18 protein-coding genes and 1 pseudogene are annotated in these 24,328 nt (G+C 38.1%); 12 read left to right on the forward strand and 7 right to left on the reverse strand.

Translation table 11 applies throughout. The features are described from left to right. Positions 1-139: 139 nt before the first annotated feature. Positions 140-1,102, reverse strand: a complete 963-nt coding sequence (locus VB713_RS06230; RefSeq protein WP_323310709.1) for a hypothetical protein — start codon at positions 1,100-1,102, stop codon at positions 140-142. 302 nt (positions 1,103-1,404) lie between these two features. Here VB713_RS06230 and VB713_RS06235 point away from each other — a divergent pair, with 302 nt between their 5' ends. Next, on the forward strand, positions 1,405-4,128 hold the full coding sequence (locus tag VB713_RS06235; RefSeq protein WP_323310728.1) for a pitrilysin family protein: 2,724 nt from the start codon (positions 1,405-1,407) through the stop codon (positions 4,126-4,128). Positions 4,129-4,410: 282 nt separating this feature from the next. Further along, positions 4,411-5,109 (forward strand): annotated as a pseudogene (locus VB713_RS06240) (glutathione binding-like protein). Between the two features lie 151 nt (positions 5,110-5,260). Here VB713_RS06240 and VB713_RS06245 read toward each other — a convergent pair. Beyond that, positions 5,261-8,062 carry an amino acid permease gene (locus VB713_RS06245; RefSeq protein ID WP_416242411.1) on the reverse strand — a complete coding sequence of 934 codons (2,802 nt, stop codon included), beginning with the start codon at positions 8,060-8,062 and terminating at the stop codon, positions 5,261-5,263. 50 nt (positions 8,063-8,112) lie between these two features. Between VB713_RS06245 and tmk the strand changes: the two genes are divergently transcribed. Then, a complete protein-coding gene (gene tmk, locus VB713_RS06250; protein ID WP_323310711.1) occupies positions 8,113-8,742 on the forward strand; it encodes a dTMP kinase in 630 nt (209 codons plus the stop codon). 39 nt (positions 8,743-8,781) lie between these two features. On the opposite strand, the gene VB713_RS06255 is transcribed toward tmk, so the two are convergent. Beyond that, entirely contained in the window at positions 8,782-9,573 is a 792-nt protein-coding gene (locus VB713_RS06255) for an Rpn family recombination-promoting nuclease/putative transposase (protein WP_323310712.1), read from the reverse strand. Positions 9,574-9,643: 70 nt separating this feature from the next. Here VB713_RS06255 and holB point away from each other — a divergent pair, with 70 nt between their 5' ends. The 7 genes from holB to VB713_RS06290 all read left to right on the forward strand — a co-directional run bounded on the left by holB (position 9,644) and on the right by VB713_RS06290 (position 16,713). Continuing rightward, on the forward strand, positions 9,644-10,597 hold the full coding sequence (gene holB, locus VB713_RS06260; protein ID WP_323310713.1) for a DNA polymerase III subunit delta': 954 nt from the start codon (positions 9,644-9,646) through the stop codon (positions 10,595-10,597). A gap of 67 nt (positions 10,598-10,664) precedes the next feature. Further along, positions 10,665-11,066 (forward strand): MAPEG family protein, encoded by a 402-nt coding sequence (locus VB713_RS06265; protein ID WP_323310714.1) that lies wholly within the window; start codon positions 10,665-10,667, stop codon positions 11,064-11,066. Positions 11,067-11,951: 885 nt separating this feature from the next. Next, a complete protein-coding gene (locus tag VB713_RS06270) occupies positions 11,952-12,452 on the forward strand; it encodes a DUF2231 domain-containing protein (RefSeq protein WP_323310715.1) in 501 nt (166 codons plus the stop codon). After that, a complete protein-coding gene (locus tag VB713_RS06275) occupies positions 12,449-13,063 on the forward strand; it encodes a DUF2231 domain-containing protein (RefSeq protein WP_323310716.1) in 615 nt (204 codons plus the stop codon). Before VB713_RS06270 ends, VB713_RS06275 begins: the two co-directional genes overlap by 4 nt. A gap of 92 nt (positions 13,064-13,155) precedes the next feature. Then, complete coding sequence (locus tag VB713_RS06280; RefSeq protein ID WP_323310717.1) at positions 13,156-14,079, forward strand: cytochrome c oxidase subunit II; 924 nt, start codon at positions 13,156-13,158, stop codon at positions 14,077-14,079. Positions 14,080-14,337: 258 nt separating this feature from the next. Then, positions 14,338-16,014: a cytochrome c oxidase subunit I gene (gene ctaD, locus VB713_RS06285; protein WP_323310718.1), complete on the forward strand. Its 1,677-nt coding sequence runs from the start codon at positions 14,338-14,340 to the stop codon at positions 16,012-16,014. 96 nt (positions 16,015-16,110) lie between these two features. Further along, positions 16,111-16,713, forward strand: coding sequence for a heme-copper oxidase subunit III (locus tag VB713_RS06290; RefSeq protein WP_323310719.1), 603 nt, complete (start codon positions 16,111-16,113; stop codon positions 16,711-16,713). A 122-nt stretch (positions 16,714-16,835) separates the two neighbouring features. Here VB713_RS06290 and VB713_RS06295 read toward each other — a convergent pair whose 3' ends face one another. The 3 genes from VB713_RS06295 to VB713_RS06305 form a co-directional block, all read right to left on the reverse strand. Next, positions 16,836-17,819, reverse strand: coding sequence for a hypothetical protein (locus tag VB713_RS06295; protein ID WP_323310720.1), 984 nt, complete (start codon positions 17,817-17,819; stop codon positions 16,836-16,838). Positions 17,820-17,882: 63 nt separating this feature from the next. After that, on the reverse strand, positions 17,883-18,098 hold the full coding sequence (locus tag VB713_RS06300) for a hypothetical protein (RefSeq protein ID WP_323310729.1): 216 nt from the start codon (positions 18,096-18,098) through the stop codon (positions 17,883-17,885). Continuing rightward, positions 18,067-18,633 carry a zeta toxin family protein gene (locus VB713_RS06305; RefSeq protein ID WP_323310721.1) on the reverse strand — a complete coding sequence of 189 codons (567 nt, stop codon included), beginning with the start codon at positions 18,631-18,633 and terminating at the stop codon, positions 18,067-18,069. The genes VB713_RS06300 and VB713_RS06305 overlap by 32 nt, the downstream gene beginning before the upstream one ends. A 182-nt stretch (positions 18,634-18,815) precedes the next feature. Here VB713_RS06305 and VB713_RS06310 point away from each other — a divergent pair, with 182 nt between their 5' ends. Beyond that, positions 18,816-19,991 carry a DNA cytosine methyltransferase gene (locus tag VB713_RS06310; protein ID WP_323310722.1) on the forward strand — a complete coding sequence of 392 codons (1,176 nt, stop codon included), beginning with the start codon at positions 18,816-18,818 and terminating at the stop codon, positions 19,989-19,991. Between the two features lie 347 nt (positions 19,992-20,338). On the opposite strand, the gene VB713_RS06315 is transcribed toward VB713_RS06310, so the two are convergent. Next, positions 20,339-22,375 (reverse strand): hypothetical protein, encoded by a 2,037-nt coding sequence (locus tag VB713_RS06315; protein WP_323310723.1) that lies wholly within the window; start codon positions 22,373-22,375, stop codon positions 20,339-20,341. A 610-nt stretch (positions 22,376-22,985) separates the two neighbouring features. Here VB713_RS06315 and VB713_RS06320 point away from each other — a divergent pair. After that, positions 22,986-24,203, forward strand: coding sequence for a succinate--CoA ligase subunit beta (locus tag VB713_RS06320; protein ID WP_323310724.1), 1,218 nt, complete (start codon positions 22,986-22,988; stop codon positions 24,201-24,203). The last annotated feature ends 125 nt before the right edge of the window (positions 24,204-24,328 follow it).

Below are 24,328 nucleotides of genomic sequence, written 5' to 3' on the forward strand. Positions count from 1 at the left end.
CTATAAAAGCGGGTTTTGAAAATAGGATTTGGTATTCAAAGGGAATTTAGAAACTACATCTACATAGACAAAATCCATCTAGACGAGAAAGATGGACTTTGTTTGTATATTCATGACTTCTATTCGCCAGGAATATTAATTATTTCGATATCGCCAATTCCAAAGCCTGTTTAAAATCATCCAAAGAATTAACAGTTACTGCCAACTTCAACATTTCATCCAAAATAGATAGATTAGAAATCTGACCTAAAGATACTATAATCTCTAAAGAAACCTCACCCAGTCGAGTTTGCAAAACAGTTTTGACACTATTACGAGCATTTTCTAACAAACCAATCTCTTTACCGCGTTCTATTGCTAGTTCTTCTGTAGGACTGATAAAAGGCATTTTTCTTTCCTCCTCAAAACTGTTAATTTTATTCACTAACTTTCGCTGTAATTGCTCAGGTAAAGTCATCATTTTGTCAATGATTTTAAAGAGGTTAACAATTTGTTCTTTTGTTAAGCCTCTATCATAAAGTCCGCGAATTAATATCCATTTCCATTGTTCCCTTTCTGATAAATTACCAGTGGTGGCTTTAGTTTTTAAATGTGCCATTACTATGATAGCAAAGGGATTGTCACTTGATTCTAATTCTTGCCAACAAGATTCATAGTCCAGCAGTTTAGCAATGGGAAATTTCAGACTAACTTCACACCCTCCAAGGGAATAACCATAAGTGTTAGGTCGCCAATTATTCCTTTCATCACCTAGAACAGCTAGACTAACTACAGGTTTGTGATATAGATCAAAGGAACGGTAATTATAAATATACATTCGTTGCCCAAATTCTACTTCATATTGGCTTTGAATTTCCACATGAATTAATATCCAAACTTCTCGTTTGTCAAGTAACCAAACTTGATAAAGTTGATCAGCAATACGTTTGTCTGTCTCTGATGAAGCTGTAATTTCCTGTAATTCTTTATCAAGGGATTTAGGCGTTTGAGTCCAATCAATTAACTGATGGACTTCAGGAAAAAAGAATATTAAGAAGCTTTCAAAGTACTCGGTTAATGCTTTTTTCCAAGATTCGTCATAATTGGCAGTTATTTCTTTCATAACAAAAGTTTACGAATTACAAATTAGGGATTATTTTAATTTACTATTTCTTCTATTTCTCGCAAATAAGCTGTTTGGGTGTGATTTATCTAACCAATCTAGCATCCGCCGTTCGTTTTTTTCTTCACGCTAGAATTTCATGACTACACTAGAGGAATAGCAAAACCTGCTTAGTCCTTCACCTCTCAACTGTTGATAAATACCTGTCATCACCCAAAAGAGAGATTTTCTAATTTATCTTTCACCCCAAAAGCTGGGGTTTTGTTGTTTCAAATTAACCGCTTATGAAGCTGCGCTTTTATATGCTTTTAGGTTTGTGTCTCAGTCTGATTCTCAGTGTTTTGCCGCTTTCCGGCAATTTTACCAACGCTGCCACACCAGAAGTTACTCCTGTTTCTGCACTCTCTTTTACCCAAGGGGTGCAAAAAACAGTTTTAGAAAATGGCTTAACTGTATTAACCAAAGAAGTACATACTGCACCTGTGGTAAGTGTGCAGGTTTGGTATAAGGTTGGTTCTCGCAATGAGGGAAAAGGAGAAAGTGGTATTTCTCACCAACTCGAACATTTAATGTTTAAAGGCACTACTGACCGTCCGGTGCAATTTGGCAGGTTATTTAGTGCTTTGGGTAGTCAGTTTAATGCTTTTACTAGTTTTGATGAAACGGCTTATTTTGGGACGGTGCAGCGAGATAAGTTAGAAGCACTGTTGACTCTGGAAAGCGATCGCATGAAAAATGCTTTAATAGGCTCAGAGGAACTAACCAGTGAAAAGCGTGTAGTCATTTCTGAGTTGCAAGGATATGAAAACTCTCCAGAATATCGTTTAGATCGAGAAGTCAGAAAAGCCGCTTTCCCTAACCGTGCTTACGGTTTACCAGTGGGGGGAACAAAAGCTGATGTGGAAAAATTCACGCTTGAGCAGGTACGCAATTATTACCAAACTTACTACAGTCCTGATAATGCGACTTTGGTAGTTACAGGTGATTTTAGCACCAAACAGACACTGAAATCTATCAAAGCAACTTTTGGAAAATTGCCAAAAGGAGAAAAAACGACTTTGAAAGTTTCTCCTGCGGTGACAGCGGTTAATGCTGTTCAAAAAACGCCAATTGTCCTCAAACAATCAGGAAGTGCTGCACTATTCCAAGCTGTCTATCCCTTACCAGATATCAAACATCCTGATGTACCGGCAATTGATGTCATGGATGCTATTCTGACAGGTGGACGTAGTTCTCGATTGTATCAAGCTCTAATAGAATCAGGATTGGCTAGTTCGGTCAGTGGTTCTGCTGCGGAACTGATAGAACCGGGTTGGTATGATATTAGTGCTACAGCCGCACCTGGTCAAGAATTAAGCAAAATTACGGCTGAACTGCAAGCATCTTTGATGAAATTGCAACAGCAACCGGTTACTGCTGAAGAATTAAACCGAGCCAAAACCCAGTTGCAAGCTGGTTATATTTTGAATAATCAGGATATTAGCAGTCAAGCTAGTCAATTGGCGTATAACCAAGTTATTGCTGGAGACTATCATTATATAGAAAAGTATTTGAGTGCGATCGCTCAAGTTACTCCCCAAGATGTCCAGCGAGTCGCTAAAAAATATCTCAACCCAGCCAAACAAACTATCGGTTACTTTGAACCAACTCAAGCAGATGGTCAACCAGGAACTTCTAGTGGTGCTGCTGGACGCACTACGGAAAACTTTAGTCCTGGTCAACCTGTAGACCCCGCAGAACTAGCAAAATATCTGCCACCGACAACATCAGTTACCAACACTAACCAACAATCTTTACCACAAAATTTTACCTTAGCTAATGGCTTGAAGGTGCTGTTGTTAAAAGATTCCAGTCTACCCACCATCAATATTAGTGGACAGATTAACGCTGGCAATGAATTTGATGGTAATCAAAAAGCGGGTTTAGCGAATTTGACCGCTACCAACTTAATGAATGGAACTCAAACTCAAAACGCTCTCACCTTAGCGCAAACTTTAGAAGATAGAGGAGCTAGTTTAAACTTCCGCGCTAATCGTGAAGGACTCAGCATTAGTGGTCAAGGATTATCAGCTAATTTGCCGATATTAGTGGAAACTTTAGCAGATGTGGTGCAGAATGCCAACTTCCCCCCAGACCAGTTAGAACTAAGTCGTCAACGAGAATTAATCAGTCTCAAAGTCCAGTTAGATGACCCCAGAACCCTAGGAAGACGGGTTTTTCAACAAGCAATTTATCCAGAAAATCATCCTTTCCACAGTTTTCCCACTGTCGAGAGTTTACAAAATATCACTCGTGAAGATGTGGTGAGTTTTTATCAAACACACTATCGACCGGATGCTACAACATTGACTTTTGTCGGTGATTTTGAGCCAATGCAGCTTAAATCCTTGTTAAATAAAGCTTTTGAGAAATGGCAACCACAGGGAAAACCACCTGTTATTAGCTTCAATCCCGTAAAATCGTTGTCAAAAACTCAACTGCTAAATCCAGTAATTCCTGGTAAATCTGAGGCTGTTACTTACCTTGGTTACAATGGCATTTCGCGCACAGATCCTCGTTATTATGCAGCACTGATTCTCAATCAGATTTTGGGTGGTGATACCTTATCGAGTCGTTTGGGAACAGAAGTGCGCGATCGCTTAGGTTTGACCTATGGTATATACAGTGGTTTTGCTGCGGGAATCAATCCTGGCCCATTCTTGATTTCTATGCAGACAGCACCTGGTGATACTCAAAAAGCGATCGCTAGTACTATAGCTTTACTTAAACAATTCCGTGACCAAGGTATAACTGAAGCAGAATTTAACACAGCCAAACGTTCTCTTACCAATAGTTACCCCGTAGATTTGGCTAATCCTAGCGAAATAGCCAGCATCATTCTTAATAATGCTGTTTCAGGATTATCAACCGCAGAAATCCGCGAATTTCCTCAACGCATTCAAGCAGTAACTATGAATCAAGTGCAGAAAGCAATTGAAGATTTAATTCAACCAGAAAATTTGGTCATTGTCACTGCTGGCCCTTGACAGTAATACCACGGCTAATTCAGTGTATTATTTAGGTATAAACCTAGTAATACATTACTCTGTTTCCGGTCTTCTTCTCTTAGAGGATGTTTGAAAAGCGGTAAAAGTCTTTATTTGTAGGTTGGGTTGTTCGCGTGAGCGTTGCAACGCAATAGCATGAAACCCAACCTACAGAAAATGGACAAGGTATTGTTTATTAAACCCAAACTTTTTCTGGCAAAAATGAGCTTAAGTATTTTAAGATACAATTTTAATTAGTACTATAAATTTGCATCAAAAGCGATGATTGAGTTTTATTATTGGACAACTCCTAATGGTCATAAGATCACACTTTTCTTGGAAGAAGTAGAAATTCCCTACACCATCATTCCTATAAATATCGGTGCTGGTGATCAATTTCAGCCTGATTTTCTCAAAATTTCTCCTAATAATCGCATTCCCGCAATTGTTGATCATGAACCAGTAAATGGAGGTGCGCCAATTTCCATTTTTGAATCTGGAGCCATATTATTGTATTTAGCAGAAAAAACTGGGAAATTAATTCCTCAAGATGTGCATGGACGTGTGGAAGTTCTCCAGTGGTTATTTTGGCAAATGGGTGGTTTAGGACCAATGGCTGGACAGAACCATCACTTTAGCCAATATGCTCCCGAAAAAATAGAGTATGCTATTAATCGCTACGTCAAAGAAACTGGACGTTTATATGCGGTATTAGATAAGCGACTTGCAGATAGAGAATTTGTAGCAGGTGATTATTCTATTGCTGATATTGCCATTTATCCTTGGATTGTTCCTTATGAAAATCAAGGTCAAAATCTAGACGATTTTCCCCATATTTCACGCTGGTTTGAAACCATAAAAAACCGTCCAGCCGTAATCCGTGCTTACAAGAAAGCTGAGGAGTTTAAAAATTAAGCTCTAGATAGCAAAAAATCAAGAGATTTGTTATTTAATCAGTCAAGTAATACTGTACAAAGTTAGATAAATAACTGTGCTGACAAGTAAGTATTCAGGTACTTTCTGACGATGAGAATACAGACTAAATGAACCGCATTCGCGCAGCGTCCCGTAGGGATAGACGCAAAGAACGCGTTCGCGTAGCGTCCCGTAGGGATAGGAAGAAGAAAGAAAATTATTCAGGTGGTAATTCTTGTTGTTTTAAGGGGATAGTAATGACAAATTCTGTCCCCAGTTCAGGAGCAGAAATACATTTTAAATTACCACCATGTTTTTCTGTAATAATTTTGTAGCTAATGGATAAACCTAAACCTGTACCTTTGCCTACTGCTTTGGTGGTGAAGAAAGGTTCAAATAAGCGCTTTTGAATATTTTCAGGAATGCCATAACCATTATCTTTGATGTGAATAATTACTTGTTTGTCTTTAGTGATTTCAGTCTGAATTTTAATTTTTGGGTTCTCAATTTGCTTGCCATTAATCATTGACTCTTCTAAAGCATCAATTCCATTAGCTAAGATATTCATGAATACCTGATTGAGTTGTCCCGCATAACATTCTACTGGTGGTAAGTTACCATATTTTTTAATTACCTCAATTGCGGGACTATCAGATGTAGCTTTGATGCGGTTTTGCAAAATTAGCAGTGTACTATCAATTCCCTCATGGATATTTACAGCTTTTATTTCTGCCTCATCTAAACGGGAAAAGTTTCGCAAAGATAATACTATTTCTTTGATTCGTTGAGAACCAATTTCCATTGAACGTAATAACTTAGGTAGGTCTGCTATAACAAAATTTAAGTCTATGGTTTCTATTTGATTTTGTATTTCTGGGTTTGGTTGGGGATAATGCTGCTGATAAAGTTGGATCAGTTTAATTAAATCTTGAATATATTGATTTGCTGGGGTGAGATTACCATAAATAAAGCTAACTGGGTTATTGATTTCATGTGCTACACCTGCTACTAATTGACCTAAGCTAGACATTTTTTCACTTTGCACCAATTGCGTAGCTAATAGTTGTGCTTCTTGCCTTAATTGAGCTTCAGATTGTCGTAATATGTCCTCTGCTTGTTTGCGTTGGGTGATGTCGTGAATAATGACAACATATTCTTGAAAATCTTGATTGAGTCGGTCTGAGATGGAAACTTCTAAAGTTCTAATTTGATGATTTTGGTGGAGGGTATATTCTTCTCTCTTTTGCCACTCTTCTGGATATTGAGGCAATTCAGGGAGACATTTTTTGAGATGATGTCCTAATAATTGCGATGGGTTGGAACCAAAAAAATCTGCTGTTGCAGGGTTTGCTTGACGGATAATACCTTGTTCATCTACTACTAAAATAGCATCTTGGGCAATGGTAAATAAGTGTTCGGCTGATTCCCGTGCTTCTGCTAATGCCATCACTTGCGGTAAACTTGTCCAACAAGCGATCGCAACTCCCGCAAATGCTACGGTGATTAATAAGATGACAATCAGATTTTTAGTAGTAGTATTCGGAGGTGTATTCAACAGCCACACAAATACACAACCTGCTAAAACTGCACCGCATAGGAGGAACATCAACATCCCCACTTGTATAACTAGGGAATCTTTGACTGATGTGCGTCGTTGTGATTTATATAGCCTTACCCACCAAGGGGAACGAAAAATAGGGAAGGGAACGTAACGGACAAAGGCATCAATCGCTAATACAAAAAAGGGAGCTAATAACCCTGCCAAAAAATCTTGCCAACCCCAAGCATAGGCAGTTACTACAAGAATTACAACTTCTAAGATATAAAAAACTAAAGATAGTTTTGGCCACAATATATCTGCTTGATTGCGTTTTCTCCATAATCCCAAGTGCATGAGCATAAATGCGACAAACCAGGCCACATTACCGACGATGACGATTTGAGATATGTCTCCCCACAAAAAGTAGATTATACAAAGACATAAACTTAGAACCAGTGCTGAACCAAAGACTCCACGAGGAGAAACTAGAGAAAATACTGTTGCTAAATGCTGATCTTTAGCCAACTGGTAAATAATTCGGGGGGAATTAGAAACTGCGGTTGTTGAACCTAGTAAACAACACCCAGCTACTAAAAAAGTGATGGTGATAGGGGCAAAGTTTCCCCAAAAAGGCACAGCAGCAACCGCCAGGGTAAGATAAGTGTTATCTCCCAAATCTCCCAAATTAGATAAACGAATTACTACCCAAGAACCACCAATAAAAATGGGCAGCATTAACCAAGCAGCAATATCCAGAAATTCTAAAGTTTGTCGGGGATGACGACTATCAGCGACAAAGGAGGAAACTGTTTCACAACTATAGGCTGTATAGCTGATAAAAAAGAACCATTTAGCCCAATTTATAAAACTTATTGATGACCAATGTTCAGGAAAAAAGCCGGGACTAGCAGGAGAAAAAGCTAAAAAACCTAATCCTTGGAGGCAAAATGATAAGAGTAAAAGTAAAGCTGGTAGTGAAAATAATAAATGTAAAATACTTAAGGCACGACTGCCACTAAAGGCAATCACAAAGGGTAGTATGGTAAAGCCGAGTTTGAAAATTAGTTCTGGACAGGCAATATCTAATATATCCAGATTAGATTTAATCATATCCGTGAGGATGACGGCATTAAGTGGGACAACTGAAAGCCAGGATATGAGATAACCAATTGCGGCATAACGAGCGAGAATGGGGTGGCCATTCCATAACCGGGCTATGTAGTTAGGAGTACCACCAGATACATCTAGCAAATTCCTACCTAGATGCTTAACTTGATAATTGATTAACATTCCCACAATCACAGCAGGAACCCAAACAAAAATAGCTTCAGTTCCCAAGTCCGCATGAACTGTTGCAACTAATGTAGGCCAACTTAGATGGTTAGTAATGCCAAAAGTCCAGGTTTCCAAAGTAGTCATACTTCTTGGTAAACTTTGGAATGCAAACTGATGGGAGACTGGACTATGGGAACTTGACATAAATATTGGGTCTAAGGGTAAAAAAATTGGTAGGGGAAAAATTTTAAAACATGAGTGGTAAATTAATTGTATTTGAAGGTGTGGAAGGTTGCGGTAAAACTACCCAGATGCAACTGTGTTATCGGTGGTTAGAGAGTCTAGGTGTCTCTGTATTATTGACTCGTGAACCGGGGGGAACGGAGTTGGGTTCCCATTTGCGACGATTATTGCTGGAAAAGTCTGAGGATAAGCCAGTTGGGGAAGTGACAGAATTATTGTTGTATGCTGCGGATAGAGCGCAACACATTGAGCAGGAACTTAAACCTAATTTAGCGGCTGGAAAATATATTTTATGCGATCGCTATACCGACTCTACCATTGCCTATCAAGGTTATGGCAGGGGTTTGAGTATGAGTATAATTAATCAGCTGAATAATATTGCGACTGGGGGGTTAGAAAGTGACTTGACTATTTGGCTAGATGTAGATGTAGAAGTGGGACTAGCACGGAAGCGTGGGAGTGAAGCGACACTGGATAGAATAGAGCAAGAAGCGATCGCATTTCATCATCGCGTCCAAAAAGGATATACAGAGTTAGCTGCAACTTACCCAGCCAGAATTTTCCGAGTAGATGGAAACTCCAGTCCAGACATTGTGCAACAGACTATTAAAGGAATTTTGAGCGATCGCTTTTTTAATTAGTAATTAATTATTAAAGACAAGATACTCGGTCACGGCTAACTATTGCAATTTCTGGATTTCTTCTAAGGACAGTCCTGTCACTTGGGCAATTAAATCTATAGCAATACCAGAATTGAGCATATTTAAGGCTATTCGAGTTTTTTCTTCGGCTTTGCCCTCAGCTTTGCCCTCAAGTTTACCTTGAGCTTTGCCTTTGGTTTCACCTTCTAGGAGGATTTCTTGATAAATGACTGATTCTTTCATAATTTCGCTCCTTAATATTCTTTGAATGATTTCTTTTTTTAATGCTAACCCAGATATAATTGCTGTGGCAGCAGAAACATTACTTTTTGCTCTTCTATCTTCAATATTATTAATCTGTTTTGCTACTTCTGTTAAAGTTTGGATACGGTCATCTGTTTTGGTCAACACTGCCAGTGGTAATAGTCCTGGATATTGTTGAAATATCTCGGTGGGTTGCTCCCATAATCTAATGACGTTAAATTCATGATTTAGTTTGCCTGTTTTAAAGCTGGTTTGAAATACTAAAGGTAAATCGCTGCGTGTTAGATAAATTACAACTTGCCAAATCTCTTTGTAGGGAAATTTCCGGTGTAAGCGCAGACGATAGTCTGCCATGCGAAAGGGTATTTCTTGGTCTGGTTGGGTTTGAAATTCTAAGTGAAGTATGATTTCTGATGATTGTAAGAAGATGACAGAATCGGCACGAATAGGCTCTATTGATAGTTCTGATGGTTTGAGTTTGGTGAGGGGGATGGGTTTGCCTAGTAGCCAGGTGGCAAAGTCGGTGGGAAATGTTTCAGCTAGGAATTTACAGGTATTATCGTACATTATCAAGACAGTTACTAAGAGGAATTGTGATTAAATTTTGGTTTTTCTTGCTAATTAAAAATTATAAATCATGTTTGCATCATTAATAGGACAAAAACACGCCATAGAATTATTAACTCAATCTGTGAAACAAAACCGCGTTGCACCAGCTTATATGTTTGTTGGTGCTGAAGGTGTGGGACGAAGTTTAGCAGCTAAATGTTTTATTGAATTGCTATTTTCCAGTTCCGTAGAACCACAGCAAATACCCATTTTAAGAAATCGGATTCATCAAGGAAATCACCCTTCCTTATTTTGGGTACAACCAACTTATCAATATCAAGGACAAAGATTAACAGCAGCAGAAGCAGCAGAAAAAGGAGTAAAACGTAAAGCACCTCCTGTAATTCGCTTAGAACAAATTCGAGAAATTACTCAGTTTCTTTCCCGTCCACCATTGGAAGCACCGAGAAACGTGGTGGTTTTAGAACAAGCAGAAACAATGGCTGAAGCGGCTGCGAATGCTTTACTCAAAACCTTAGAAGAACCGGGACAAGCGACATTAATTTTAATTGCACCTTCTGTTGAGTCTGTTTTACCGACCTTAGTTTCCCGTTGTCAAAAGATTCCTTTTTATCGACTAGATACAGCCTCTGTAGCTCAAGTGCTGACACAGACAGGGAATGAAGAGATTTTGCAACATCCAGAAGTATTGAGTTTAGCCGCTGGTAGTCCGGGGAGTGCGATCGCATCTTACCAACAATTACAAACAATTCCCAATGAATTACTCCAACAGCTAACAAAAGCGCCTAAATCTTATCGCAATTCTTTAGAATTAGCCCAGCGAATTGATAAAGAATTAGATACAGAAGCCCAACTATGGTTAATTGATTATCTACAACAATCTTACTGGCAACAAATACATCAACCCAAAATTATTGAACAATTAGAAAAAACTAGAAAAAATTTACTTTGTTATGCTCAACCCCGCCTAGTTTGGGAATGTACATTTTTATCAATATTACAAATATCGCAGTTGCGTTGACTTTGAGCCAAAATTATGATCATTATGCACTATAATTTATTTAGTAATTTTCAATTTTTAATAATTTATGTCTCCTTGGACTAGCCTTGTGACAGTGCTGGCACTGATTGTTTACTTTGTAGTCACGATTAATGTTGGTAGAGCCAGATTTAAATATAAAATTAGCCCTCCTGAAACAACGGGAAACCCAGATTTTGAAAGAGCGCTGCGCGTTCAACAAAATACCTTAGAACAACTGATTTTATTTTTACCTGCTTTATGGTTGTTCTCTATTTATATCAGTCCAATTTGGGCTTCTGCTTTAGGTACAGTGTGGGTAATAGGAAGGATTGCGTATGCCTGGGGATATTATCAGGCAGCAGAAAAGCGATTTATTGGTTTTGGGCTTAGTTCCTTTAGCAGTGTATTACTAATTTTAGGTTCACTAATTGGCATTATTTTATATTTAGTAAAAATGCCAGGTATCTAGTAGCTTTTTAAAAAGCTCGTAAGAATTCAGGAGTCAGGAGAAAGAAAGAAGAAAGAAGAAGAATATATTTCTCTTCTGTTCCCTGCCAAATATTCTGTATCCTGAATCCTTACAAAAGCTCAAATGTCTGATAGCGTGGCGCAAGCTATATCAGGATTTATGGCTTTAGCTTGCGTGACGATGTAGGAGTCATACACCAAGCTACACGAACAGAATTTGGGGATTTACAGGATCAAGAATATCAAGACAAGACTATGTATGATTAATCCTGCTAATCTTTTAATCCTGTAAATCCTGATTCAGACATTTACTGTATTCGCTATATTTAGAAATATATAAACAAGGAATGCGTTTCGCTAACCCAATCTACAGCGAACAATTTACAATAATTCTTAACTAGATAAAAATAAGCAAATAGACAATTTGTATCTGTACCAGCAATAATTTAAATTTCTGTTGTTTTCAGCACAAAGTAATAATTCTTATATGTACAACACTAGACATCAAAATATATGCCTTTTATTTCATAATAATTAAAGAAAGCAAAGGTAGCCAGATTAGCATTATTTCCTTTCTTGCTCTCTCTTAATTCTAAAAGTTCAGCTTTTAGTTTTTTGACAATTTATAAAAATTTACGTAACCTAAAAAATAGGTCTAGTAAATCAAAACTCCAACAGCGATTTAGTTAAGCTACATCGGGAATTGCTGTTGCCGACTGTTGTTATGAGCATAGGATTTGACCCAAAATCATTCACTATACATTGGGTATTGGAAGTAGAGATTTTTTTTATTGACTAAAGTGTGATTTTTGATAGTGACAATAATTGATAAATATCAATTATTTAAATGTGGTAGAGGAGTAGTAAATAAATCCAGGAGAATTTCATGTTCGAGTCTTTAACGTCGCTAAACGATCATAATTTACCTTATCCAGATCCACTGCATCCCATTGTGGTTCACTTTGTAATTGCGATGATCTTGTTTGCATTTTTCTGTGATTTAACTGGCTTTCTAACTGGAAAAACCCGTTTCTTTGAAATAGGTTGGTGGAATTTATTTGTAGCTACAGTATCTATTTTCATTGCGATTATCTTTGGTCAATTTGAAGCAGGTTTAGCCAAACCTTACAACCTAGTCAAATCAGTATTAAATTACCACACCTTAATCGGTTGGTCACTGTCAGGAATTCTCGCTGCAATTACAGCTTGGCGTTATGTACTCCGCACTCGTGACCCGCAAAGATTACCAATTCATTATTTAGCAGTTGGGTTACTTTTAACCATACTTGTTGGCTTTCAAGTGTATCTCGGTGATGAATTGGTGTGGGTTTATGGACTGCATACAGTACCAGTTGTGGAAGCCGTAAAGGATGGAATTTTACCATGAACTCAGAATTAATTGATCAAGTCAGCGCCCAAATGGGAGCAAATGGATTACCTTACACAATTCCTATTCATCCTAACTTAGTGCATCTAACTTTAGGATTATTCATCATTGCCATCATCTTTGATATCGCTGGTGTACTTTTCCCCATAGAAAACTGGCTGTTTAAATATTTGGGTTTAGCTGTTGAACGCGCCCAATTATTTGAAGTTGGTTGGTACAACATGGTAGGTGCTGCTGTGATTACATTTTTCACAGTTGCGGCTGGTTTTTATGAAATGTTGTTAGCAACTCCACCAACAAACTTAAAAAGTACTTGGGGTTTGCAAGCAATGGAAACCATGATGTGGCATGGTGTCGGCGGAGTTTTCTTATTAGCATTGATGATTGCCATGACATTTTGGAGAGGATGGCAACGTTATATTTCCTGCAAAGATTCAGATATACAAGTGCGCTGGAGTTATTTATTAGCAGGAATTTCCATCATGTTTGTTATGTATTTACACGGCACATTAGGAGCGCAATTAGCAGGTGAATTTGGTGTACATAACACTGCTGATAACTTATTGAGAATGGGACAAGACATCAATCAGGTATTGGGGACTGGGAATTAGGGATTGGGGACTGGGGACTGGAAAGAATACCCAATCACCAATTACCAATTACCAATCACCAATCACCAATTACCAATCACCAATGACAAGTTATGAACATCCGGCTGATTTTAAATCTTTTGACCTTAATGACAGGGGGGTTAATTGTTACGATTACCAGTATCTTCATTGGTAAACAGGCTTATTTTTGGCTTCCCCCCCAAGCTGCGGCTGAATCTCATCTTGTTGATGATTTATTTAGCTTTTTAGTGACATTAGGTGCTTTCATTTTTTTGGCTGTTATTAGTACAGTTTTGTATTCTGTCACCTTCCACCGCGCCAAAAGTTACGATTTAAATGATGGCCCACACATTGAAGGTAACGTCATTCTAGAAGTAGTGTGGACAGCAATACCGATCATGTTGGTATTGTGGATTGGCAGTTACAGTTACCAAGTTTACGAAGAAATGGCCATTCAAGGGCCAACCCAACTGGTACACCTGCATAACCCAATGGAAATGCAAACTGCCTATGCAGAAGAAAAAGCAGCACCAATTGAAATTGCGGGTGAATCTGTAGAAAAAATTGACGTACTAGCTAAACAATGGGCGTGGGTGTTTCATTATCCTGAGAAAGATATTACTAGTACAGAATTGCATTTACCGAGCGATCGCAGAATTCGTTTAGCTCTACAATCAGAAGACGTACTCCACGGCTTCTACATTCCTGCTTTTCGCCTCAAACAAGACATCATTCCCGGTAAAACCATCGACTTTGAATTCACACCCATTCGCCCCGGTCAATATCATCTCACCGATTCCCAATACAGCGGCACATACTTTGCAACCATGCAAGCCAACGTGATTGTCGAAACTCCTGAAGAGTATCACGAGTGGTTAGAAAAAGCTGCAAACCACATCCCCACACCCGCCAAAAATCAAGCAGCCAGCGAATACGCCCAAAGCAGCAACCAAAGCATAAAAACCGGTTGGGAACGTGTCAAACCTGCGGCACCTCCAGTAGTCAACTTTGACTGAATTAGGATTTAGAGAATTTAAGGATGTACAGAATTAATTGTCAGAAATGGCATACGCCACGTTTCACGAACAGGATTTAGAGGATTTAAGGATGTACAGGATTTTATTTATTTTCTGTGTATTTTTTAAATCTTGTTAATCCTTTAATCCTGGGCATCCTGATTCAGAAATGTATTTTCTGTCTATTTTTTAAATTTTGTTAATCCTTATAATTCTGGGCATCCTGATTCAGATATTTAATCCCAAATCTAAAATCGCATGACAAACATCCCCATTCACATTGCTGGTGAAACACATCACCACGAAACGCCCAACAACTGGAAAACATATTTTACCTTCAGCACAGACCACAAAGTAATAGGTATTCAATACCTAGTTACCTCCTTTATCTTCTTCTTGATTGGCGGTATCTTCGCCATGATATTGCGGGGAGAACTGATCACTCCCGAATCTGATTTAATAGATCGTACCGTTTATAACGGAATGTTCACCATGCACGGTACAGTCATGCTGTTCCTGTGGACATTTCCCTCTCTTGTTGGTTTAGCTAACTACCTCGTACCCATCATGATTGGGGCGCGAGATATGGCATTTCCGCGATTAAATGCCGTTGCTTTTTGGATGGTTCCAGTAGTCGGAATCCTCCTCATGTCCAGCTTCTTCGTTCCCGGTGGCCCTGCCCAATCTGGTTGGTGGGCTTATCCCCCTGTTAGTTTACAAAACCCCACAGGTCACTTAATCAACGGACAAGTTCTGTGGTTATTAGCAGTAGCTATTTCTGGCGTTTCCTCCATCATGGGCGCAGTCAACTTTGTCACCACCATTGTGAAAATGCGTGCGCCAGGAATGGGCTTTTTTAGAATGCCCTTATTTGTATGGGCAGTATTTAGCGCCCAAATCATCCAATTATTTGGACTTCCTGCATTAACTGCGGGTGCAGTCATGCTGCTGTTGGATTTAACTGTTGGAACTGCCTTTTTTGACCCCAGCAAAGGCGGAAACCCGGTGATGTTCCAGCATTATTTCTGGTTTTATTCCCACCCTGCGGTTTATGTAATCATCCTGCCTATCTTCGGGATTTTCTCAGAAATATTCCCCGTTTACTCCCGCAAACCTTTATTTGGTTATAAGGTAGTTGCAGTTTCTTCCATGTTAATTGCCGTAGTTAGTGCGATCGTCTGGGTACACCATATGTATGTCAGCGGTACACCGGGCTGGATGCGGTTGATTTTCATGATGACAACAATGTTTGTCTCCATCCCTACAGGGATTAAAGTATTTGCTTGGGTAGCAACAATTTGGGGTGGAAAAATTCGATTAACTACACCAATGATGTTTGCTTTGGGTGCTTTAGTAATGTTTGTGTTCGCTGGTATTACAGGAATTATGCTTTCTTCTGTACCAATAGACGTTCACGTTAACAACACCTATTTTGTAGTTGGTCACTTCCATTATGTTCTTTACGGAACAGTGACAATGGGTTTGTATGCAGCTATCTATCATTGGTTCCCCAAAATGACAGGGCGGATGTTTAATGAAGGTTGGGGACAAATTCACTTTTGGTTAGCATTCATCGGTACTAACCTCAACTTTTTACCCATGCACCCATTAGGTTTGCAAGGGATGTTACGCCGAGTTGCTTCCTACGCCCCAGAGTATCAATTTTGGAATATTATCGCTAGTCTTGGTGGCTTTCTATTAGGAATGTCTACCCTACCCTTCATTTTCAATATGTTGGTTTCTTGGACACAGGGTGAAAAAGCACCTAATAATCCTTGGAGAGCAATTGGTTTAGAGTGGATGATTTCTTCTCCTCCTCCTGTAGAAAACTTTGAAGAAATTCCCATCATTATTAGCGCACCTTACGGCTACGGAAAATCAGATCCATTAACAGCCAACCTGGAACGCCAAACAACATTACAAAACGCAGAATAATGCAGAGAAAAAGAAGGACGCAGAAAACCTCTGCGTACCCTCTGCGTTTCCCTCCGCGTTCCTTTGCGTTTAAAACTAAAAAGGAGAAATTACCCAATGGATAGTTCTATTCACCCTGAAGAATTGCATCATGCCAGCCATGAACATGAACACGATGAAGAAGGCAATAAAATGTTTGGTTTTATTGTCTTTCTCTTATCAGAAAGTGTCATTTTCTTAAGTTTCTTCGCTGGCTATATTGTCTACAAAACCACAACTGTCAACTGGCTACCTGCTGGTGTTTCAGGACTAGAAATTACAGCACCAACAATCAACACAATTATTCTGGTTTCTAGTAGCTTTGTAATTTATTTTGCTGAAAGATGCCTACAACGTGACAATTTACAAGGATTTCGCCTGTTTTTGTTGGCTACAATGGTCATGGGTAGCTACTTTTTATATGGACAAGCTGTGGAATGGAGTGAACTGGAATTTGGGTTTACTTCCGGTACTTTTGGCGGGATGTTTTACCTATTAACCGGTTTTCACGGTTTGCACGTTTTCACTGGAATTTTGTTGCAGTCCATTATTTTGATTCGTTCTTTCATTCCTGGTAATTACGATACTGGTCACTTTGGAGTTAATTCAACTTCATTGTTTTGGCACTTTGTTGACGTTATCTGGATTATTCTGTTTCTGCTTATCTACGTTTGGCAGTAGGGAAAGAATAGGATTTATTTTTGGTTCGTAGTGGGTAATTTAACTGAAGTGCTTACTACGAGCTTATTTTACAGAATAAGAATCAAAGAAGTAGGTATTTATAAAGAATTGGTAATAATATTTTATACAAATAAGTTGATATTTTTAATTTGGGTCATACTGTCATTTTCTGCAATGATTGTATCCTGAAATAATTGTTGAAATACAGAACGTTTATCCTCAGATATTTGCTCCCATTTACTTGGAGATATTGCTAGGTTTTCAACGTGGGTTGCTAATATATTGGACAAAATTATTTTTCTTTCGTTGATACTTTTTTCTTTAATTTGATTTATTAAAGGTGATAGATATTTTTTATACTTACGCAAGCAACTTAACAAAATATATGTTTTTCCATTTTGTGGAAATATTGTTAGATACAAATATTTCATGTCCGTATCTAAATCAGAAAAATTATTAATGTCTTTTCCGTTCAAATCCTTTTCAACAGTAAAAGCCGAGGAAACAGCAATATGATATTCATGATGAAATTTCATAATCCAAGTGTAAGCTATGTTGAATTTACCTTGAGCTAAAGCACTATTAAACAGTTGTTTATCCTGTTCTAGTTGGTATAGTGTTATTTTTTGATTTTTCTGAAAGTTTCCTAATATAGCCTTCCTATGTTGAGGTAACTGACTAATTGCTGAATTTACCAAATTCACTGCCATTCTTTTAGCATGATACTCTTTTGCTAATGCTCTATATGCAAAAATAAATTGTTGTTTTTCGTTACCATCATGGTAGTTGTGCAACTCGATTGGAGTAAAAAGTTTAGTATCATGAAAATTGCAAAATCCTGTAAAAGTAGTTGCTTTTTTTCTTCCTGTTCTAGATAGCAAGAACTTGATATCATTATTATCGTTATCTTCTGTCGTTGACCAATATAAGACTTCGCCATTTTGTGAAATCTTTTTGAGAATTCTATTATTTTGGATCGAGTGAGCAAATATTATCTTTGATGAACAATTACTGTCTTTATGAAAGCACTCTTTAACATAAGCTTGTTTTTTTATTTCTGCAAGCCATTTAGTGGCATCTTCTTTTCTTGATTTTATATTGTTCATTACTGTAATGCTCCTATCAGTTTAATTGTAGCTATATTGATCTATTTCCCTATTTACAGATACTTACAGCTTCAGCTTAACATCACGCGGTGGTATTTCATCTGCTGTTAAAGTCACGACTTTACCATCTCGCAAAATACTAATTGATTCTCCTAATCTGCGATGTCTTTCTATGGCTTGAGCAATAGCAAATTTCACACCAGCATCTATTTTTTGATGTAACTCTGTAACGGGAGATTGAGATTTATTATCTTGCTGTAATTTGATTCCAGATTCCATGTTCATAAATTATCACTTCCTTATCAATACCAGATTCAGCCACTAATTGAGGTTCATTCCCAGAATTATTATATATTATCCAAGTATCACATAAAGGTAAATAAAAGTCCGTTAGGTTTCTGCGTCCACGTTCATAGCGTCTACGAATAACATCTTCTGGAATATTATGACCTCCAGTTGCTACTCGTCTACTTACCCTAGCTATTGCTAATTCTGGAGTTTCTAACCAAAAGTATATTAAGTTGATTATATAATCTTGAGCTTTACATTCTTTAATAAAACGCGCAAAATTACGAGCAGCTAAAGTTGTTTCAAAAGCAAAATCAGCTTTGTCATGAACAATAGTTTCTAATCTTTTCAACATTAATCTTCCTGCTTCAATAGCTACAGCTTCAGAATTGAGAGGAGAAATACCTTCTGCGATTTTATCAGCATTAACATATTCAAACACATCTAAAAAATATGGAAGAATTTGTAAGGCGACGGTAGTTTTGCCAGAACCGTTTGCACCGCCGATAATGTATAGGTTAGGCATAGTTATGGTAATATATATGATTAACTGGATTTTTTATGGATATTTTACCATTTGTTAAATCCTTATTCAATTACGTGATTTGCTTGGGTTTCACTTCGTTCTACCCAACCTACAATTTTATTAACAGAGTCAAATTATATTATATACTGTGTTAAGTATATTCATAAATTAGAAAAATAAATATGATAAATAATCAACCTATTTGCATTTCCCTTTTTACCGGTGCTTTTGGCTTAGATTTAGGTTTAGAACAAGCAGGATTTCATACAGTAAGTGTAGTAGAAAAAGACCGTGATGCAGTAAAAACAATTGCTCTCAATAGACCTGATCTCCAAGAAAGTGCTATTCCCAGAGAACTAGAAAAAGTTTCTTCGCAAGAATTACTTGAAGAAGGAGGAAGAGTTTTAAATTTAGGTCATGCTTTACGCGTTGGTGAGGTAGATTTGGTAACTGGTGGTCCTCCTTGTCAGCCATTTAGCACCGCAGGAAAACGTGGTTCGGTTATGGACCCTCGCGGTAGTTTATTTATGGACTTTATCCGCATTGTTAAAGAAGTCCAACCCCGATTTTTCTTAATGGAAAATGTCCGAGGCTTACTTTCTGCTTCTCTTCGTCATAGGCCAATTAATCAAAGAGGAAAAGATTATCCACCTTTAGAAACTGATGAAATGAATGGTGCTGCGTTAAAGGTGGTTTTAGCGGAAATGAAGGAATTAGGCTACAACGTAGTTTACAACCTTTTAGAAGCAGCAGATTATGGTGTTCCCCAAAATAGATTGCGTGTAGTTTTTATTGGTTCTAGAGATGGTGAAGCTGCTACATTTCCTCTAGCTAAATATAGCAAAGATGGTAAAATTTTACCGAAGTGGAGAACTTTAAAAGATGCCTTAACAGATTTTGTTGATGTAGAACCAGAATTTATTGCTTACTCCGAAAAACGTTTGAAGTTTTTAAGATTATTAGAAGCAGGACAAAATTGGAGATATTTACCGGAAGAATTGCAAAAAGAAGCTATGGGAGGTGCTTATAATTCGGGTGGTGGAAAAGTTGGGTTTTACAGAAGATTATCTTGGGATAAACCTTCACCAACTATCACAACTAGTCCCCAGCAAAAAGCTACAGATATGTGTCACCCTGTCGAATTGCGTCCTTTAACTGTGCGCGAGTCTGCCAAAATCCAAACTTTCCCTGATGATTGGATTTTTTCTGGTTCGATAAGTTCTAAATACAAACAAATTGGTAATGCAGTACCAGTTTTACTTGCTAAAGAACTTGGTGATTATATTTTTAATTTAATGCAAGGAAATCAACCAAAAGGAAAAGCAGTAGCTGAACAACTCTCTTTATTCTCTCTATAGAATTTAATTTGTTGCTAACTCTGCAAAAGCTTTATCAATTTTCTGTAGCATATTTCTTACATGATTCTCAATTAGCTCATATTCGAGATAAATCATATCCCAAAATTCCTTACCAGCTATGCGAGGAATTTTAGAATCGTTAAATGTCCATCCACCCAAATTAAAAGCGGCTATAAATTAACTTAGCAGACATAAAATAATGATGGTAACTTGTTTGATCGTTCGGTCTTAGAACAGTAAACTAGCTACGCATTTACTAGTAAATTCTTAAACCAGATGTAGCTTCTTTGCGTTAGTCTAATAAAAGAAAAAAAGCTTCTGAGCCGGAGCTAGAAGCCTTGTCTCCTCTATTGTTGTGGCTGCTTCATGTATCTTTCTTGTCCTTGGGAATTATAGAGAACTAGACGCAGGTTAGCGTTGTCACTAATTATTCCTAAAGCTTCTCGCAAGCTTTGGAAGTGACTTTGTAAATCAGGATTATCACTTTGTAGTGTTTGGTCATATTCTGGGGTTAAGCGGACGCTAATACCTTGGTTATCTATGGTAAAAGTGCAGAACCGCATCCCATTGACACAGGTGTTGCTCAGATCAGCACGAGTTTGGGCTAAATTACCATAGAGTTGCTGTTTTTGTTGTGCCTCTGCTAGAGCAGTTGAATAGGCTTGAATTAGGGATTGTGCTTGATTGTAGTTGAAGCTATCTTGGCTAATTTGTCGAGCTGTCTGCCCTGCTTGTTGCCAAGATGCAACTGCTGCTTGCCATTGACTTTTTTGCTCAAAGACTTTGGCTTGATTAGCCAGGTTGACAGCTTGTTGGTAGAGTGTGGCTGCACGCATTTCTTTTTTAGCGCGATCGCGTGCCAAGATAAATTTCGGTTGATAATCCGTTAGCAGGTTTTGTGCTTCCTGATATCCGGTACTAGTCGAAGGGATAGTTTTCAAGGCATTAATAGCCCCTTGCCAAGCCGATTCTACCCTTTGCCAGTCATTACCAGATTTAGCCTTTGTTTCGCGCTGGATGGCTGAATCAGCTATGGTTTTGGCTATGTCTATTTTTTTCAGCCATGTTTCTTCTTGGAGTAACTGCTGATTTAATGTTTGTAAATTGCGTTGATAATTTGGCAACTTTGCCTTTACCAGCCCATAGAGTTGATTCCCTGGTTTGATAGACTCTAGTGGTGCGATCGCTTGCCGCCATAAACTTTGTCTGGTGCGTAGTTCTTCTAGGCTATTGGCTGGAGTTTTAGTTTTTTGCTCTGCTACAGATCCTGCCTGTAAAGCTTTTACCACCAGGTTAATTTTTGTAGACTGCTCAGAAAGACTTACACTCAGATCCTGCGCTTGCTGGTGACGAGGTGACCATTGAGGAATTATTTTTAGATCAGAAATTACTGCATCTAATTGCTGTTGCACTGCTAATAACTCCTGTTCAGATTTAGCGCGACGCATCAATTGCTCAGACTCACTTTTAAATTTCTCGGCAGTTTGTAATTCTTGACACGGGCCAATCACGCAAGAACGAGTCAAAAAGAAAGCACTACCACCAAAAATTACTGTCACTCCCAATACCGCACCTAAAAGTATGGGTAAAGGTGGAAGAGATAGTTTTCTCTTCTTAGATAAATTTTGTCCATCTGCAAAGGGATCAAACTTTTCTTCTTCTAATGGCTCATTTTCACTATCATCCAGAAATGATGTATCTGAACTGAATGATGTATCTGAATTGAATGATGCATCTGAACTGAATGATGTATCTGAATTGAATGATGCATCTGAATTGAATGATGTATCTGAACTGAATGATGTATCTGAATTGAATGATGTATCTGAACTGAGTGATGTATCTGAACTGAATGATGTATCTGAATTGAGTGATGTATCTGAACTGAATGATTTATCTAATATGTAGTTGTCCGCTTCTGAGCTATCATCATCTATAGTCGATGAGCCAAGTAATGTTTCTGTCGTATAGTCTTCCTGTACACTAGATGCAGAGTCAGAAAGATTAAGTGGTGGAAAAATGAGATAGCTACTACTATCCATTTCTTCTTGGCTAAAAGTTTTCTGATATTCCTGTTTATCCTTTGCCTTCACTATTATGGAATGTTTGGCGTAAGGGAGCTTTTCTCCTGAAACTCTGACATAAAATTGCACCTTTTGCGAATTATATTGAGATTGCCAGTGGAGTGCTTCTTCAAGTACCGCAAATACTTTTTCAGTATCAACTGCTACATTTGAAGGATGTTGAGTTAAAATCATCAGTTCGTCATTTTGGACAGCACATTTGACTTGTAAGACTTCGCCAGATGTAATTTCCAGCAGTAATTGTTCTTGCAAAATACTGGCTAGAAGCTGTAAATCTTCTTTTTGGAATGCTACTTTCATAGGGTGTTATTGCCAATTTTCTATATAGTTTTATAGTTTTTATTATCTTTGAGCGTATGAAATAAAGTACTTGCGTTGGTTACAGATAGGATAAGTAGGTTGGCATTAAAAATTGTCGTTGGGATAAGGCAGGGGGCAGGGAGCAGGGAGAAAAAGGGTTTTAGCCCTGTTTACTTTTATTTACACAGTTTGATTTTATTCTGCCTACCTACTTACACAGTTTTACTAACCGATACAAATTTTGCAGACAAAGTTAAATTTGTAACCAGAAACAGCAGAATAGCGATTCTACATTTTTATACGGCGAGATGATCAATAAGCCAATCCAAATGCGAGTATAAATTATCTAAGGAAAAATATACAATAATATTTCAGTAATTTTAGAGATTGGCAAGTTTACCAAGGGGGTGGATTAGCTCTCATCAACCAAATAGCGGCGGTTAGGCTTCTAGAAATGAATGTACCACTCTTGCTGAATTCGATAAAATTAATTCGTGCCAAATAAATTTTTTTAGCCAACCAAAGCTTGCTTATGCAATCAAGGTGCTGTAAAACCTATAACACAGCACTGCAAACCTGCTTTGGAATTATTAATACAAGGTGTGTGTCAATGGATTTATTGGAATACCAAGTTAAAGAATGGTTTGGAAAGATGGGCATTCCTGTATTACCATCCCAGAGAATTGACCATCCTACAGATTTAAAACGCTTAAAAATTCGCTATCCTATTGTACTAAAATCGCAAGTACACGCAGATGAAAGAGCCAAAGCTGGTGGAGTGAGAATTGTGGAAACCACCATTGATGCGATCGCAGCTGCTCAAAATATCTTTAATCTACCAATTTGGGGAGAACTGCCCGAAGTCTTACTGGCAGAATCCAAATATGATGCCAAAGAAGAATTGTATCTTGCTGTTGTTTTAGATACAGCCCTGTGTCGTCCAGTGCTTTTAGGTTGCAAAGAACCGGATATTGATTGGGAATCCCCAGGGGACAAAATGCAATATGTGGTTGTAGAACAGGAATTTTCACCATTTTATGCCAGACGACTAGGCTTGAAAATGGGCTTACAGGGTGCGCTGATGCAATCCATAAGCGATATTGTGGAAAAAATGTACCAGTTATTTGTGCAGCAAGACCTGGATTTAATAGAGATAAATCCTCTAGCAGTCAGCGCTTCTGGGCAAGTGATGGCTCTCAATGGCAAAGTCAGAGTCAACGAAAGGGCAATTAAACGTCATCCAGAAATAGTTCAAATGGCAGCAAAAATGGTCTCCCATCATCGAGATAGCAAGATTAACGGCATCGTTGGTGATGGGGATGGGTTAGAAATACACGGGAAAATCGGTATATTAGGCAATGGTACTGGTTCTGTGTTGACAACCTTAGATGCAGTTGCTAATGCTGGTGGTAAACCTGGTGTTTCTTTAAACTTAAGACATTCTTTCCTCACTGATACCTCACTAACTACTTTTTGCGATCGCTTAGAAACAGGTCTGAAAATCTTAGCTGCTGACAACAGCATTAAAGTGATTCTCATTAACTTTCTGGGTACTATTCCCCAGGTGTCCCAAATGGCAGAAATTATTGCTAATTTTATACAATTAGACCCAAAAGAACTCCAACCCCTTCTGTCTAATGGCAGTAAAATTAAGCCCAGAAACTTACCCAGATTAGTTGTACGTCTTGCGGGTTCTGATTTCGAGAATGCCAGACAATATTTAGCTACACTCAAATCCGAAACCCAAATGCTGATAGTCGTAGAAAATTTAGATGAGGCTGTCTTACAAGCAGTCCGTCTGGCCAAGTTACCTGCATACAAAAAGTAGTAAAAAGAAGGAGTTCAGAAGTTCAGAAGTTCAGGAGAAAGTAGTAAGAATTAATTTTTCTTCTCATCTTCCCAATGACCAATGACCAATGACCAATGACCAATGACCAATGACCAATGACCAAT

Origin of the sequence: Anabaena cylindrica UHCC 0172, from assembly GCF_034931625.1 — a bacterium.
Taxonomy (GTDB): Bacteria; Cyanobacteriota; Cyanobacteriia; order Cyanobacteriales; family Nostocaceae; genus Anabaena; species Anabaena cylindrica_A.